Source organism: Flavobacterium sp. Root901, assembly GCF_001429765.1.
GTDB lineage: Bacteria > Bacteroidota > Bacteroidia > Flavobacteriales > Flavobacteriaceae > Flavobacterium.
In genome coordinates, this window is sequence record NZ_LMJB01000008.1 from 358,649 (window position 1) to 376,303 (window position 17,655).

9 protein-coding genes are annotated in these 17,655 nt (G+C 35.0%); 7 read left to right on the forward strand and 2 right to left on the reverse strand.

Features of this window, described 5'->3' with window-relative positions; translation table 11 throughout:
* Positions 1-162 precede the first annotated feature (162 nt).
* From rpoC to ASE21_RS17120, 3 genes are all read left to right on the forward strand, one after another.
* Entirely contained in the window at positions 163-4,470 is a 4,308-nt protein-coding gene (gene rpoC, locus ASE21_RS17110; protein ID WP_057123940.1) for a DNA-directed RNA polymerase subunit beta', read from the forward strand.
* A gap of 10 nt (positions 4,471-4,480) precedes the next feature.
* Positions 4,481-4,792, forward strand: coding sequence for a DUF3467 domain-containing protein (locus ASE21_RS17115; protein WP_012024017.1), 312 nt, complete (start codon positions 4,481-4,483; stop codon positions 4,790-4,792).
* A 349-nt stretch (positions 4,793-5,141) separates the two neighbouring features.
* Positions 5,142-5,876 carry a hypothetical protein gene (locus ASE21_RS17120; RefSeq protein ID WP_057123941.1) on the forward strand — a complete coding sequence of 245 codons (735 nt, stop codon included), beginning with the start codon at positions 5,142-5,144 and terminating at the stop codon, positions 5,874-5,876.
* A gap of 78 nt (positions 5,877-5,954) precedes the next feature.
* Here the strand turns inward: ASE21_RS17120 and ASE21_RS17125 are convergent, their stop codons facing one another.
* Positions 5,955-7,547: a peptide chain release factor 3 gene (locus ASE21_RS17125; RefSeq protein ID WP_057123942.1), complete on the reverse strand. Its 1,593-nt coding sequence runs from the start codon at positions 7,545-7,547 to the stop codon at positions 5,955-5,957.
* A gap of 150 nt (positions 7,548-7,697) precedes the next feature.
* Positions 7,698-9,140: an alpha-amylase gene (locus tag ASE21_RS17130; RefSeq protein ID WP_057123943.1), complete on the reverse strand. Its 1,443-nt coding sequence runs from the start codon at positions 9,138-9,140 to the stop codon at positions 7,698-7,700.
* Positions 9,141-9,616: 476 nt separating this feature from the next.
* On the opposite strand from ASE21_RS17130, the gene ASE21_RS17135 reads away from it, so the two are divergent.
* From ASE21_RS17135 to ASE21_RS17150, 4 genes are all read left to right on the forward strand, one after another.
* On the forward strand, positions 9,617-11,044 hold the full coding sequence (locus ASE21_RS17135) for a peptidylprolyl isomerase (RefSeq protein WP_057123944.1): 1,428 nt from the start codon (positions 9,617-9,619) through the stop codon (positions 11,042-11,044).
* A 78-nt stretch (positions 11,045-11,122) separates the two neighbouring features.
* Positions 11,123-12,076, forward strand: a complete 954-nt coding sequence (locus ASE21_RS17140) for an AAA family ATPase (protein WP_057123945.1) — start codon at positions 11,123-11,125, stop codon at positions 12,074-12,076.
* A gap of 410 nt (positions 12,077-12,486) precedes the next feature.
* Entirely contained in the window at positions 12,487-15,258 is a 2,772-nt protein-coding gene (locus tag ASE21_RS17145) for a bifunctional aconitate hydratase 2/2-methylisocitrate dehydratase (protein WP_057123946.1), read from the forward strand.
* A 122-nt stretch (positions 15,259-15,380) separates the two neighbouring features.
* Positions 15,381-17,645 (forward strand): aconitate hydratase, encoded by a 2,265-nt coding sequence (locus ASE21_RS17150; RefSeq protein ID WP_057123947.1) that lies wholly within the window; start codon positions 15,381-15,383, stop codon positions 17,643-17,645.
* The last annotated feature ends 10 nt before the right edge of the window (positions 17,646-17,655 follow it).

Consider the following 17,655-nt stretch of genomic DNA (forward strand, 5'->3'; position numbering starts at 1 on the left):
AAAACATTTTATAACTAGCACTTCAAATATACATCTGAAGTTTAGAGAAGTAATTCGAGGTAAGCGTAATGATTTAACTCTTTTTTAAAGGAAACTTTTCAAGAGATGTAGATTGTGAATCTAAATCAATTTTTAACAGCAAGTAAATCAATAGTAAAAACTATGATGAATAATAGAAACAATAAAGATAAGAATCCAGTAAAAAGATTTAACAAAATCTCTATTGGATTGGCTTCACCAGAATCTATCTTGAAAGAATCAAGAGGAGAGGTTTTAAAGCCGGAAACAATCAATTATAGAACTCACAAACCAGAGCGTGACGGACTTTTCTGCGAAAGAATCTTCGGACCAGTAAAAGATTTTGAATGTGCTTGTGGTAAGTATAAAAGAATTCGCTACAAGGGTATCATTTGCGACCGTTGTGGTGTAGAGGTTACAGAGAAAAAAGTACGTCGTGACAGAGTTGGACACATCAACCTTGTTGTGCCAATCGCTCACATTTGGTATTTCCGTTCTCTTCCAAACAAAATTGGTTATATCCTTGGTCTTCCATCTAAGAAATTAGATATGATCATTTACTACGAAAGATATGTAGTAATCCAGGCTGGTATTGCTAAAAATGCTGATGGAGAATCTTTACAAAGATTAGATTTCTTAACTGAAGAAGAATACTTAAACATTTTAGATACTCTTCCACAGGAAAACCAATATTTAGATGATTTAGATCCTAATAAATTTGTTGCCAAAATGGGAGCAGAATGTATTATGGATTTATTAGCTCGTATTGATCTTGATGCATTATCTTATGAATTAAGACACAGTGCTAACAATGAAACGTCTAAGCAAAGAAAAACTGAAGCTTTAAAAAGGTTACAAGTTGTTGAGTCATTCCGTGAGTCTAACGAAAACCGCGAAAACCGTCCTGAATGGATGATTATGAAAGTGGTTCCAGTTATCCCGCCGGAATTGCGTCCGCTTGTGCCGCTTGATGGAGGTCGTTTTGCAACTTCAGATTTGAACGATTTATACCGCCGTGTAATCATCCGTAACAATCGTTTAAAAAGATTAATGGAGATTAAAGCTCCTGAAGTTATCTTAAGAAACGAGAAACGTATGTTACAGGAATCTGTAGATTCATTATTTGATAACACTCGTAAAGCTTCTGCTGTTAAAACAGAATCAAACAGACCATTAAAATCATTATCTGATTCCTTAAAAGGTAAGCAAGGACGTTTCCGTCAAAACTTACTTGGAAAACGTGTGGATTATTCTGCCCGTTCGGTAATTGTTGTTGGTCCTGAGTTAAAATTATTCGAATGCGGATTGCCTAAAGACATGGCATCTGAGTTATACAAACCTTTCGTTATCCGTAAATTGATTGAAAGAGGTATTGTAAAAACAGTAAAATCTGCTAAGAAAATCATAGACAAAAAAGAGCCGGTAGTTTGGGATATTTTAGAAAATGTAATTAAAGGACACCCAGTATTACTGAACCGTGCTCCTACTTTGCACAGACTTGGTATTCAGGCATTCCAGCCTAAATTAATTGAAGGAAAAGCAATCCAGTTACACCCATTAGTATGTACGGCATTCAACGCCGATTTCGATGGTGACCAGATGGCGGTTCACTTACCATTAGGACCAGAAGCTATTTTAGAGGCTCAATTATTAATGCTGGCTTCTCATAATATCTTGAACCCTGCAAATGGTGCTCCAATTACTGTACCTTCTCAGGACATGGTCTTGGGTCTATATTATATGACCAAAGAGCGTATTTCTACAGAAGATCACATTATTTTAGGTCAGGATTTGACTTTCTATTCTGCTGAAGAAGTAAATATTGCATTAAACGAAGGAAGATTAGAATTGAATGCTCGTGTGAAAATCAGAGCAAAAGATTTTAATGAAAACGGAGAGTTAGTGTACAAAATTATCCAAACAACTGCAGGACGTGTATTATTTAACGAAGTAGTACCGGAAGCAGCTGGATATATCAACGACGTATTGACTAAGAAAAACCTTAGAGATATTATCGGACACATTTTAAGTGTGACTGATGTACCTACAACGGCAGCTTTCTTGGATAATATGAAAGATATGGGTTATAAATTCGCATTTAGAGGAGGTTTATCATTCTCTTTAGGTGATATTAGAATTCCAGAACAAAAAACTAAATTGATTGCAGATGCCAGAGAGCAAGTTGAAGGTATCTCAACAAACTATAACATGGGTCTTATTACCAATAACGAGCGTTACAACCAGGTTATTGACGTATGGACTTCTGCGAATGCTCAGTTAACAGAATTAGCAATGAAAAATATTAGAGAAGACCAGCAAGGTTTCAACTCTGTATATATGATGCTTGACTCTGGGGCGAGGGGTTCTAAGGAACAGATTCGTCAGTTAACAGGTATGCGTGGTTTGATGGCTAAGCCTAAAAAATCTACTGCCGGTGGTGGTGAGATTATTGAAAACCCGATTCTTTCTAACTTTAAGGAAGGTCTTTCGATCCTTGAGTACTTCATTTCTACCCACGGTGCCCGTAAAGGTCTTGCGGATACGGCTCTTAAAACAGCCGATGCTGGTTACTTAACAAGAAGGCTTCATGACGTTTCTCAGGATGTTATTGTTAACATCGAAGACTGTGGAACTTTAAGAGGTGTTGAAGTTGCAGCATTGAAGAAAAATGAGGAAATCGTTGAGTCATTAGGAGAGAGAATTTTAGGACGTGTTGCTTTACAAGACGTTATCAATCCTCTTACTAACGAAGTAATGGTTCAGTCTGGTCAACAAATTACTGAAGCAATTATGAGAACTATCGAAGCTTCTCCAATTGAAAAAGTAGAGGTTAGATCTCCATTAACTTGTGAGGCTTTAAAAGGTATTTGTGCTAAATGTTACGGTAGAAACTTAGCTACTGGTAAGATGACACAAAGAGGTGAAGCTGTTGGAGTTATTGCAGCTCAGTCTATTGGTGAACCAGGTACACAGTTAACACTTCGTACGTTCCACGTTGGAGGGGTTGCAGGAGGTATTTCTGAAGAGTCTAGTATTGTTACAAGATTCAACGGTAGACTTGAAATTGAAGATTTAAAAACTGTTAAAGGTGAGGATAGTGAAGGTAATGCGGTTGATATCGTAGTATCTCGTTCAACTGAATTAAAATTAGTTGACGAAAAAACTGGAATCGTTTTAAATACACATAACATTCCTTACGGTTCTAGTATCTTTGTAAAAGATGGAGAAACTGTTGGAAAAGGAACTGTAATCTGTAAATGGGATCCATATAACGGTGTAATTGTTTCTGAATTTACTGGTAAGATCGCTTACGAAGATTTAGAGCAAGGACAATCGTTCATGGTGGAAATCGATGAGCAGACTGGTTTCCAGGAAAAAGTAATTTCTGAGGCCAGAAACAAAAAATTAATTCCAACTTTATTGGTTTACGGTAAAGAAGGTGAATTAATTCGTTCATACAACTTACCAGTAGGTGCACACTTAATGGTTGAGAATGGTGAGAAAATTAAAGCAGGTAAAGTATTAGTAAAAATTCCACGTCGTTCTTCTAAAGCAGGCGATATCACGGGAGGTTTACCAAGAATTACTGAGCTTCTAGAGGCTCGTAACCCTTCTAACCCAGCAGTTGTATCTGAAATTGATGGTGTTGTATCTTTCGGTAAAATCAAAAGAGGTAACCGTGAGATCGTTATCGAGTCTAAATTTGGTGAGATTAAAAAGTATTTAGTTAAACTTTCTAGCCAAATCTTAGTACAAGAAAATGACTTCGTAAGAGCGGGAGTACCATTGTCTGACGGTGCAATTACACCAGATGATATCTTAAGAATTCAAGGACCGGCTGCTGTTCAACAGTATTTAGTAAATGAAATTCAGGAGGTTTACCGTTTACAAGGGGTAAAAATTAATGACAAGCACTTTGAGGTAGTTATTCGTCAAATGATGCGTAAAGTAAGAGTTCAGGATCCGGGAGATACTTTATTCTTAGAAGATCAATTAATTCACACTAAAGATTTCATCGTTCAAAACGATAAATTATATGGTATGAAAGTAGTTGAAGATGCTGGAGATTCTTCAGTATTAAAACCAGGTCAGATTATTTCTCCTCGTGAATTGCGTGATGAAAATTCATTATTGAAACGTACAGATAAAAATCTTGTTGTAGCAAGAGACGTAATTACTGCAACTGCAACGCCAGTGCTTCAGGGTATTACAAGAGCTTCGTTACAAACTAAATCATTCATTTCTGCGGCTTCATTCCAGGAGACAACGAAAGTACTTAACGAGGCTGCTGTAGCTGGTAAAGTAGATGATCTAGAAGGATTAAAAGAAAATGTAATTGTTGGACACAGAATTCCTGCGGGAACTGGTATGAGAGAGTACGATAACACTATCGTAGGATCTAAAGACGATTACAACGAAATGATGGCTAATAAAGAAGAATACATTTATTAATTAGGAAACTATGAGTAATCCGAAACAACAACAAGAGCAAATTAATATTGAGTTAGACGAAACTATTGCAGAAGGAATTTATTCTAATCTTGCAATTATCAATCACTCTTCATCGGAGTTTGTTTTAGATTTTGTGAGCATTATGCCCGGTATTCCTAAAGCCAAGGTAAAGTCAAGAATTGTTTTGACACCACAACATGCTAAAAGATTATTAAGAGCTATAGGTGAAAACATCCACAGATTTGAGGCCGCTCATGGCGAAATCAAAGAAACGGAACAAGCACCAATTCCACTTAATTTCGGTCCGGCAGGACAAGCATAAATTATTTAAGCCCCATTTTTTAATGGGGCTTTTTTTTGTAAAATTTAAATTATTGCATTTAATCTGATTTAATTTACTTTCATCGACTAAATTTCTTTTCAATTTTATATTGCGGTAATTTTGCTTATCCTATGAAAGATTAATTTTTGAAATATAATGACTTAGTAAGGTTGATTTAATTCAAATTAAAAAAAACGCTAATCAAATTAGCGTTTTTTTATGCCCAAAAACGAATGATTCAATTTATAATTTGAAAATATTTTAATGCCTTCCCAACCTTTTTATTTAAAATATACTCTATATAAATAAGAACCTTTAACAAAAGGTTTTAACTTAAATAAAGTATAGTATGAAAAAGAAATTCACCTTAGAAATAAAAAATCCTTGTTCTGAAAATTTTGATAAAATGATTCCTAATGCAGGTGGCTCGTTTTGTAATTCATGCATGAAAAATGTAATTGATTTAAGTAAAAAAACGAATTCTGAAGTTGCCAGATTCATTGCCGTAAATAAAGACGCAAACATTTGTGCACGATTAAAAACAACCCAGCTGGAAGAACAATTTGAATACAGTGAGACCTCTAAAATAAATACTTTAAAATATGCAGCAGTAGCTGCGACTGTTTTACTTGCCTCAAATCTTACAGCGCAGGAAAAAGAACCTGTTAAAATCGAAAAAGTATGGGCAGAGCCAATGTATAGATTAGGCAAAGTGGCTTCTAATCAAACTGTAAATGAAGAAGTTCTGATAATAGTAAAAGGGAAATTATTAGAATCAAAAACACATAAACCTTTTAATAAAGAAACATATCCAGATTTAATGTTATCTGTTAATGGTTCAGAAACTCCTGTGAAAGTAAATCCAAAAACGGGAGAATTTTCTATAGCAGCGCAGGTTGTAAAAACCAATAAATCACTAATAGTTACGATCACAGGAAGCGATTATTATCTTTCAAAAGAAATACCTTTTACTATAAAAGCAGTTAAAAATAATGTTTTATCACAAAATATAATTATTGATGCAGGTGAGCTGACTAAAGTTTTTATTGCCGGCGGATTAGGAATTAATTATACAGATCAATAAAACAAATGTTGGGGATTGTAATGAAAAAAAGGCTGTCTAATAATAGACTAGCCTTTTTATGTTTTTCTAAAGAAGTTATTAATCAAATTCAGAAGTGAAGTATAATTTCACACTCGGATATTTACTTTGTGTCATTTGAATTGTAAAATCAGAATCGGCTAAAAATACCAGCTGACCATATTTATCATGTGCAAGGAATTTTTGTTTGATGCGTTTAAATTCTTTGAACTCTTCATTTTTAGCATCATCCGGTTTTACCCAGCAAGCTTTGTGAACAGGGAAGTTTTCGTAAGTACATTTTGCACCATATTCGTGCTCTAAACGATATTGAATTACCTCATACTGAAGTGCTCCAACAGTTCCAATAACTTTACGATTATTCATCTCTAAAGTAAATAACTGCGCTACACCTTCATCCATTAACTGATCAACACCTTTTTCTAATTGCTTAGCTTTCATAGGATCAGCGTTGTTGATGTATCTGAAGTGCTCCGGAGAGAAACTCGGAATTCCTTTAAAACTCATTACTTCACCTTCGGTTAAAGTATCTCCAATTTTAAAGTTTCCAGTATCGTGTAAACCAACAATGTCTCCAGGATAAGAAATATCAACGATTTCTTTTTTCTCTGCGAAAAAGGCATTCGGGCTTGAGAATTTTAAATTTTTCTTCTGGCGAACGTGGTAATAAGGTTTGTTTCTTTCAAAAGTTCCAGAAACAATTTTTATAAAAGCTAAACGGTCACGGTGTTTTGGATCCATATTAGCGTGGATTTTAAATACAAAACCAGACATTTTTTCTTCTGCCGGATCAACCAAACGAGTTTCAGAATCTTTTGGTCGTGGAGAAGGAGCAATTGTCACGAAACAGTCTAACAACTCGCGGACTCCAAAATTATTCAATGCTGATCCAAAAAACACAGGCTGAATTTTCCCGTCTAAATAATCCTGACGTTCAAATTTTGGATAAACTTCATCAATTAATTCTAATTCTTCACGAAGTTTTTCTGCTGCTTTCTGTCCAACAATTTTATCTAATTCAGGATTGTTCTGAACATCAGAGAAAGCAATAGTTTCTTCTATGTTTTTACGGCTGTCACCACTAAAAAGGTTGATATTTTCTTCCCAAAGGTTATAAATTCCCTGAAAGTCATAACCCATTCCGATAGGGAAACTTAACGGAGTAACTTTTAAACCTAATTTTTGCTCTACTTCATCCATCAAATCAAAAGCATCTTTACCTTCACGATCTAATTTATTGATGAAAACAATCATCGGAATATTACGCATTCTGCAGACTGCAACTAATTTTTCCGTTTGTTCCTCAACCCCTTTTGCAACGTCAATAACAACAATTACACTATCAACGGCAGTTAAAGTTCTAAATGTATCTTCGGCAAAATCCTTGTGTCCCGGAGTATCAAGAATGTTGATTTTTTTATCTTTATAGTTAAAAGCAAGTACAGAAGTTGAAACCGAGATCCCTCTTTGGCGTTCGATTTCCATAAAGTCACTCGTTGCTCCTTTTTTTATTTTATTATTTTTTACTGCGCCCGCTTCCTGAATGGCACCTCCAAATAACAATAATTTCTCTGTTAATGTTGTTTTTCCTGCATCGGGATGCGAGATAATTCCAAATGTTCTTCTGCGTTGTATTTCTTTTAAAAAGCTCATATTTCGTATAAATAGGTTGCAAAAGTACTATTAAATTACGGCTTTATAAAAATATTCAGTTCTTAAATTTGGAAGTCTTTTTTTCTAATAGGATTTTCAAAGAAAAAAATAAGGCTGTTTTGCAACAGCCTTAAATAGTCATTTTTAAAATTACTGATTAATTGACCAAATTGAATATCCTTTTGGAGGACATTGTATTTTTACCCATTTATCTGCCTGAGTTGTAGGGAACCATGTTGAATTTCCTGTAAAATCCTTAATTTGAGTATTTGCCCAATTGGTTTGAATCCATCTTTCCTGCCAAACATCAGAATTATTAATGTAAACCACCAATCCCGGGTTTCCGTTATAACCGTTTCTTCTCGCCACATATTCATCATTATCAGAATATAAAATAGAAGTTGTTCCGGTTGCTTTGTTATTGTGAATCCAGATCAGATTATTTAATTTGTTTTTATCCAGCCATTCTTCATAATCTCTATAGAAAATTGTTGGATAACCTTCGTGAGTTAATATGTAAGAATAGGCTAAAAGTTTACTCCAGATTTCATCAGTATCATGATTTGTTACAAACGTAACTGCTTTATATGGATTGCGTTTCCACATCATGTCGTCATTTAAAAGAGCAAGATTATTTCCGTCAAAAGCATCATTCATTTTATAATAACACGCAAAATCAAACACAGAACTATTGGCATTATTGGCCCACCATTCAAGAGTATTTACGTTTGAATCCCAGTATTCTCCAACAGAAAATCCGCCTACATTGGCATTCCAATCGTGTACAACCCAAGGAGCAAAACCTTTTACGTAATCAAATCTCCAGCCATCAAATTTCATGGTGTTTTTGTAATATTTGCCAACTCCGTCAGCTCTCAGCCATAACCAGTCTTGTACGTTTGGCGCTGCGTGACATAAATCAGGAAAGCCGCCAAAAGAGCCTTCATCATTATTTCCGTAGCTGTTTTTATAAAAATCATTATAAGTACGTTTAAATTTTCCGGATGCGATTCCTGTAAAATTAGTCCACGTATTTGTTCCGGTAAAAGGATTAGCTTCAGATTGTCCTCCACTATTATGATTTATTACGATATCTGCATATACTTTAATGTTCTGAGCATGTGCATTTGTAATAAGATTTACTAATTCTGTTTTTGATCCAAATCTTGTTTCGGTACTTCCATTTTGGTTATAATCTCCAAAATCAAAATAATCCGTTGGATCATAACCCATAGAAAATGCACCATTTTGCGCTTTTGAAGCAGGAGGAAGCCAGATTGATCCAATTCCGGCATTACCCCAGGCCGTTACCTTGCTGCTCACGGTATTCCACCAATTTCCGCCTGCAGGAACGTCCCAATAAAACGCCTGCATCATAACTCCGCCCCCTGGGTTATCAACATATTTTCCGGTTAAAGAGGATGATTTTGCACCTGTACTAAAAGGTTTTCCGTCATGATTTGTAACATTGATGATTTTAAATTGCTGACTTTCTGCTTTTGAGTCAACGTCATTTGTTTCGTTTTGCGAACATGAATACAAAAATGCTGTAATAGCAGTAATGAAACACAATCGTGCAATTGGTTTTTTCATAATAATGTGGTTAAGGTTAAATTAATAAAGTTTGTTATTGTTAATTTTAGCGGTTTAAAAACAAGATATTCTTATTTTTTTACGCTATAAATTATTAATAACGCATCTAAAGTAGGAGTTTTTTAATTTGATTTGTTTTTGTAAGAAAATAGTTTTCCAACGAAAACGTTGTAGTGTTTAAAACTTTTTTTCATCACATTGAAAATCAGTACTTATTTTTTAGGAAAGTTTTTTAATAAATATATTTCAGAAGAAGAAAGTATAAGGGAAATGAAACCTTATGCGCTGCATTTAATATAATCCACATAATTTTTTGTTAATACTATGGCTGATAGTTGTATTATGTAATTGAATTGTTATTTTTGTTCGTTTTATATAAGAGAAATAGAAGTTCATTATTTTATTTGAGAGAATAAAATAATAGGCAATTAAATTTTAAAGCACAGATCTTTAACATCCAAATTAAATTTAAAATAATGTTATTAAAAAAATTACAGCTAAAAACAATTGATTATAAGGTAGTCTTAACAATGTGTTTTTTATTTTTTTTCAACTCAATAATTTCAGCTCAGGAAATTATTAAGGATGTTGTAGCTGAAAAGCCGGCAGAAACTGTACACGGGAGACAAAAAATAGATGGTATTATAGCTACAGTTGGAGATTATATTGTTTTAGATTCTGATATTGATAAAGGTTATTTAGAAATTGCAAGTCAGGGTGGTAATACTAAAGATATTACAAGATGCCAGATGCTTGGTAAACTTTTAGAAGATAAATTATATGCGCATCAGGCCATTCAGGATAGTATTATTGTGAGTGATGCTGAAGTAAGAAGTATGATGGATGAGCGTTTGAATTATATGATTCAGCAGGTTGGGGATATTAACAAAGTGGTGGAATATTATAAAAAGAGTTCTGTTGAAGAATTTAAAACGTATTTTGCTGATATCTTAAAAGAGCAAAAGTTAGCCTCAGAGATGAGAGATAAAATTGTAAAAGATGTAGAAATTACTCCCGAAGAAGTTCGTAATTTCTTCAAAAAAATTCCTAAAGATGAATTGCCAACTTTTGGTGCCGAAATGGAAGTAGCACAAATTGTTGCTGAGCCAAAAGTTTCTAAAGAAGACAAACAAAAGGTAATTGACAGATTAAATGCTATCAGACAAGATGTTATAGATGGTTCCAGTTTTGCTACAAAAGCAGTTTTGTACTCTCAGGATCCGGGATCTGCTCCTAACGGAGGATATTATAAAATGACTCGTAAAACGCCTTTCGTAAAAGAGTTTAAAGATGTTGCATTTAGTTTACAGGAAGGTGAAATTTCAAAACCTTTTGAAACTACTTTTGGTTTCCATATTATTATGGTAGATAAAATAAAAGGACAGGAAGTAGAATTACGTCATATTTTAATTTCTCCAGTAGTTTCAGATAGCGCTTTAAAAGAAGCAAAAGAAAGACTTGCTAATGTAAGAGCAAAAATTGTAAGCAAAGAAATTACTTTTGCAGAAGCAGCAAGAACAGAATCTGATGAAAAAGAAACAAGAGCAAACGGAGGTACTTTGATTAATCCAAATACGCAGGATACTCGTTTCGAATTAACCAAAATGGATCCAAGTTTATACGGTCAGGTTTCGAATTTAAAGGATGATGAAGTTTCTCAGCCGCTTTTAAATACAGACGAAAAAGGAAAGAAAACCTATAAGTTAATAACGGTAACAAACAGAATTGACGAACACGTTGCGGATTATGCTAAGGATTACACTAAAATTAAAGAATTAGCATTAAAAGAAAAACAAATCAATGCAATCGCAAAATGGTTTGATGCTAAAATTAAAGATACTTACATCAAAATTATTGGAGAATACAGAGATTGTACTTTTGCTAACAATTGGTTAAAAAAATAATTTTTATTAAATAAAGAAAAAGAGTTAGTTTTATGAATTCATTAAACTAACTCTTTTTAATTTTAAATACATTCATAAATGTCTGACGTAACAGCAATTCACAATTTAGTTCAGAAACGTAACGAATTAAAAAACGAAATAGCAAAAATCATTGTAGGGCAGGACGCCGTTATCGACCAAATTTTACTTTGTATATTTTCTGGAGGGCATGCACTTTTAATAGGAGTTCCGGGTCTGGCAAAAACTTTAATGATCAATACTTTGTCTCAGGCTTTAGGTTTAGATTTTAAAAGAATTCAGTTTACTCCGGATTTAATGCCATCGGATATTTTAGGAAGTGAAATTTTAGACGAAAACAGACATTTTAAGTTCATAAAAGGCCCGATTTTCTCTAATATCATTTTAGCGGATGAGATCAACAGAACACCTCCAAAAACACAGGCTGCTTTGCTGGAAGCCATGCAGGAACGTTCTGTAACCATTGCGGGTCAGAATTATAAATTAGACTTACCTTATTTTGTATTAGCAACCCAAAACCCAATTGAGCAGGAAGGAACTTACCCATTGCCGGAAGCACAGCTGGACCGTTTTATGTTTGCAGTTAAATTGGAATATCCAACTTTTGAAGAAGAGGTAAAAGTCGTTAAACAAACAACATCTGATAATAAAGTAGAAATTAAACCATTATTTACTGCCCAGGAAATTATAGATTTTCAGCATTTGATAAGAAGAATCCCGGTGGCAGATAATGTAATTGAATACGCAGTAACTTTAGTGAGCAAAACACGTCCGGATAATGCTTTGACAAATGATTTTGTAAAAAATTACCTTGACTGGGGAGCAGGACCAAGAGCTTCTCAAAACTTAATTTTAGCGGCAAAAGCTCATGCAGCATTCAATGGTAAGTTTTCGCCGGATATAGAAGATGTACAAGCAGTAGCAACCGGAATTCTGCGTCACAGAATTATTAAAAATTATAAAGCAGATGCTGAAGGAATAACAGAAGAAGTTATTATTAAGAAGCTGATGTAGATCTCAAAATAATAGTATAAATCCTGATAATTTATTGTCAGGATTTTTTTGTTTTAAAAACTGCTTAAATGTAAATCTTCATCAAATTTTAAAATGTGTTTATAGAAGTAAAAATGACGTAAAAATTCGCAACTATAACGTTATAATTATTTATTTAGAACTATTCTTTGCGAAAACAGATGTAAAATCTCACTTACTTCATAACATTAAATTTCGACTTTGTTAATGAAAAGATTTTAAAATATTAATAATTCATTTTTTTAATTCAAAATTGATATTTTAGCAAAAACAAGCAATGAAAATCGTTTTTTAGCAATAATAATTTTTCAAAAGGGGACATCTATTATATTTTTTTTAATTTTCGGCATTAATGCTTAAATTTGCATCAAAAAAATAAATCTGCCTTAATTATGAATATTTATAAGGATTATATCCAAGAGATTGAAGAACGTAAAAATCTGGGACTTCACCCAAAACCAATTGACAGTGCTGAATTATTAAGCGAAATTATTGGACAAATCAAAGATTTAGATAACGAGTACAGAGAAGATTCTCTTAAGTTTTTTATTTACAATACATTACCAGGTACTACAAGTGCAGCTGGTGAAAAAGCTAATTTCTTAAAAGAAATTATTTTAGGGCAGTCAGTAGTAAAAGAAATTACTCCGGCTTTTGCGTTTGAATTGCTATCGCATATGAAAGGCGGACCTTCTATTAAAGTACTTCTTGATTTAGCTTTAGGCAATGATGAAGCTATTGCAAAAGAGGCTGCAAAAGTTCTTAAAACACAAGTTTTTTTATATGAAGCTGATACAGATCGTTTAGTAGAAGCATTCAAAAATAATAATGCAATTGCAAAAGAAATCCTTGAAAGTTATGCTCAGGCTGAGTTTTTTACAAAACTTCCGGATGTAGCTGACGAAATTAAGGTAGTTACTTTTATTGCCGGTGAAGGTGATATCTCGACAGATTTACTTTCTCCGGGTAACCAGGCTCACTCCCGCTCAGACCGTGAACTTCATGGTCAATGTATGATTACTCCTCAGGCACAGCAGGAAATTAAAGCACTACAGGCACAACATCCTGATAAAAGTGTAATGTTGATTGCTGAAAAAGGAACAATGGGTGTAGGTTCTTCAAGAATGTCAGGTGTAAATAACGTGGCTCTTTGGACAGGAAAACAAGCAAGTCCGTACATTCCATTTGTTAATATTGCTCCAATCGTTGGTGGAACAAATGGTATTTCACCAATTTTCCTAACTACTGTTGACGTTACCGGCGGTATTGGTTTAGACCTTAAAAACTGGGTAAAAAAACTTGATGAAAATGGTAATGTTATTCGTAACGAAAATGATGAGCCAATTTTAGAGCAAACTTATTCTGTTGCTACGGGTACTGTTCTTACAATTAATATTAAAGAGAAAAAATTATATAACGGAGATCAGGAATTAATCGACATTTCTAAAGCGTTTACGCCTCAGAAAATGGAATTTATTAAAGCCGGAGGTTCGTATGCTATTGTGTTTGGTAAAAAACTTCAAACATTAGCAGCAAAAATCTTAGGTGTTGAAGCTCCATTAGTATATGCTCCGTCAAAAGAAATTTCACACGAAGGACAAGGTCTTACTGCGGTAGAAAAAATCTTCAACAAAAATGCTGTTGGTATAGCTCCGGGTAAAGTTTTACATGCTGGTTCTGATGTTCGTGTAGAAGTTAATATTGTAGGTTCTCAAGATACTACAGGACTTATGACAGCTCAGGAATTGGAGTCTATGGCAGCGACCGTTATTTCTCCAATTGTGGATGGTGCTTACCAATCAGGTTGCCACACAGCTTCTGTATGGGATAAAAAAGCTCAGGCAAATATTCCAAAATTAATGAAATTCATGAACGATTTTGGTTTAATTACAGCTCGTGATCCAAAAGGCGTTTATCATTCAATGACAGACGTAATCCATAAAGTGCTTAATGATATTACAATCGATGAGTGGGCTATCATTATTGGTGGTGACTCGCATACAAGAATGTCAAAAGGTGTTGCTTTTGGTGCCGACTCAGGAACCGTTGCCCTTGCATTGGCTACTGGTGAGGCTTCAATGCCAATTCCGGAATCTGTAAAAGTAACTTTCAAAGGAGATATGAAAGGATATATGGATTTCCGTGATGTGGTTCATGCTACACAAGCGCAGATGTTACATCAGTTTGGTGGAGAAAATGTATTCCAGGGAAGAATTATTGAGGTTCACATTGGAACTCTTACTGCTGACCAGGCCTTTACATTTACAGACTGGACTGCAGAAATGAAAGCAAAAGCTTCTATCTGTATTTCTGAGGATGATACTTTGATCCAGTCATTGGAAATTGCAAAAGGCAGAATCCAGATTATGATTGACAAAGGTATGGATAACGATAAACACGTTCTTCAGGGATTAATTAACAAAGCTGATAAGAGAATCACTGAAATTAAATCTGCTGAAAAACCAGCTTTAACTCCAGATGCAAATGCGAAATATTATGCTGAAGTTGTAGTTGATCTTGATCAGATTGCTGAACCTATGATTGCAGATCCGGATGTAAATAACGTTGACGTTTCTAAAAGATATACTCACGATACCATCAGACCATTATCTTTCTACGGAGGAGAGAAAAAAGTAGATCTTGGATTTATCGGATCTTGTATGGTGCATAAAGGCGATATGAAAATTCTTGCTCAAATGTTGAAAAATGTTGAAGCACAAAAAGGAAAAGTGGAGTTTAATGCTCCTCTTGTAGTAGCGCCTCCTACATATAATATTGTAGACGAACTTAAAGCAGAAGGTGACTGGGAAGTTTTACAGAAATACTCTGGTTTTGAATTCGATGATAATGCTCCAAAAGGTGCAGCGCGTACAGAATATGAAAATATGTTATACCTGGAGCGTCCCGGATGTAACCTTTGTATGGGTAATCAGGAAAAAGCTGCGAAAGGTGATACTGTAATGGCAACTTCAACCCGTCTTTTCCAAGGAAGGGTTGTAGAAGATTCTGAAGGTAAAAAAGGAGAGTCGTTACTTTCTTCTACACCGGTTGTAGTTTTGTCTACAATTTTGGGCAGAACTCCAACATTAGAAGAATATACAACTGCAGTAGATGGTATAAACTTAACTAAGTTTGCGCCTTCTAATAAGCAGTTGGTTATGTAATCTAACGATTATTAATATTTCAAAGCCCGAGTGATAAACTCGGGCTTTTTCTTTTATAGCTTTTCTATTTTTTGTAACTTGTCATGTTCAAATAAAATAGAAACAAAAACAATTATAAACTTATGGCTTTTGATATTGAAATGATTAAAAAAGTGTATGAGAACATGCCAGGCCGTGTTGATAAAGCACGCGAAATTGTTGGTCGTCCACTTACTTTAACGGAGAAAATTTTGTACAATCACCTTTGGGATGGAAATCCAACGAAGGCATTTGGAAGAGGAGTAGATTATGTTGATTTTGCACCAGATCGTGTTGCTTGTCAGGATGCAACTGCTCAAATGGCATTATTGCAATTTATGCACGCCGGTAAATCTAAAGTTGCAGTTCCTACAACAGTACACTGCGATCACTTGATTCAGGCAAAAGTTGATGCTGCAACCGATTTAGCCAGAGCAAAAACACAAAGTAACGAAGTTTTCGATTTCTTATCGTCAGTTTCTAATAAATACGGAATTGGTTTCTGGAAACCAGGAGCCGGAATTATTCACCAGGTAGTACTTGAAAATTATGCTTTCCCGGGCGGAATGATGATTGGTACTGATTCGCATACCGTAAATGCAGGCGGATTAGGAATGGTTGCCATTGGTGTTGGTGGTGCCGATGCTGTAGACGTTATGTCCGGTATGGCTTGGGAGCTTAAATTCCCAAAATTAATTGGAGTAAAATTAACTGGTAAATTATCAGGATGGACGGCTCCTAAAGATGTTATTCTTAAAGTTGCCGGTATACTTACTGTAAAAGGTGGTACTGGTGCTATTGTTGAATATTTTGGTGAAGGTGCAACAGCAATGTCTTGTACTGGTAAAGGGACTATTTGCAATATGGGGGCAGAAATTGGAGCTACAACTTCAACTTTTGGTTATGATGATTCCATGAGCCGTTACCTGCGTTCTACCAACAGAGCCGATGTGGCCGATGCTGCTGATAAAGTAGCTCCTTACTTAACCGGTGATCCTGAGGTTTATGCTGACCCTGAGAAATATTTTGATCAGGTTATCGAAATCGATTTGTCAAAATTAGAACCGCACTTAAACGGTCCTTTTACTCCGGATTTAGCTACCCCAATTTCTAAAATGAAAGAGGAAGCAATCAAAAATAACTGGCCGTTGCAAATTCAGGTTGGTTTAATTGGTTCTTGTACAAACTCTTCTTACGAAGATATTTCGCGTGCAGCTTCATTGGCAAGACAGGTTGCTGCTAAAAATTTAAAAACAAAAGCTGAATTTACAATCACTCCGGGTTCTGAAGTAGTACGTTCTACAATAGAAAGAGACGGATTTATTGATACTTTCCATAAAATTGGAGCCACTGTTTTTGCTAACGCCTGCGGACCATGTATTGGTATGTGGGATAGAGAAGGAGCAGAAAAAGAAGAAAGAAATACCATTGTTCACTCTTTCAACCGTAACTTCTCAAAACGTGCCGATGGTAATCCTAATACGTTAGCTTTTGTTGGTTCTCCGGAATTAGTAACGGCAATGGCTATCGCCGGCGATTTAGGTTTTAATCCATTGACAGATAAATTAATAAACGAAGACGGTGAAGAAGTAATGCTGGATGCCCCAACCGGAGACGAACTTCCTGCAAAAGGGTTTTATGCCGAAGATCCGGGATTTCAGGCACCTGCCGAAGATGGTTCAGGTGTTCAGGTTGTCGTAAATCCTGCATCAGAACGTTTGCAATTATTAGCTCCGTTTGATGCCTGGGACGGTAAGAATATTACAGGTGCCAAATTATTAATCAAAGCATTCGGAAAATGTACGACTGACCACATTTCAATGGCAGGTCCATGGCTGCGTTTCCGCGGACACTTAGATAATATTTCTAATAATATGCTGATTGGGGCAGTAAATGCTTATTACCAAAAAACAAACTCGGTTAAAAATCAATTAACAGGACAATATGATGCTGTACCTGCAGTTGCTCGAGCCTACAAAGCGGCTGGAGTTCCTTCAATTGTTGTTGGAGATCATAATTATGGCGAAGGTTCATCTCGTGAGCATGCTGCCATGGAGCCTCGTTTCCTAGGAGTTAAAGCGGTATTAGTAAAATCTTTTGCTCGTATTCACGAAACTAACCTTAAAAAACAAGGTCTTTTAGGATTGACTTTTGCAAATGAAGCAGATTACGATAAAATTCAGGAAGATGATACAATTAACTTCCTTGATTTAACCGAATTTGCTCCGGGAAAACACTTAACATTAGAATTTGTTCACTCAAATGGTACAAAAGATATTATTTTGGCTAACCATACATACAACGAAGGACAAATTGGATGGTTTGTAGCAGGTTCTGCACTAAACTTAATAGCAGCCGGAAAAGCTTAATTTTAAGATT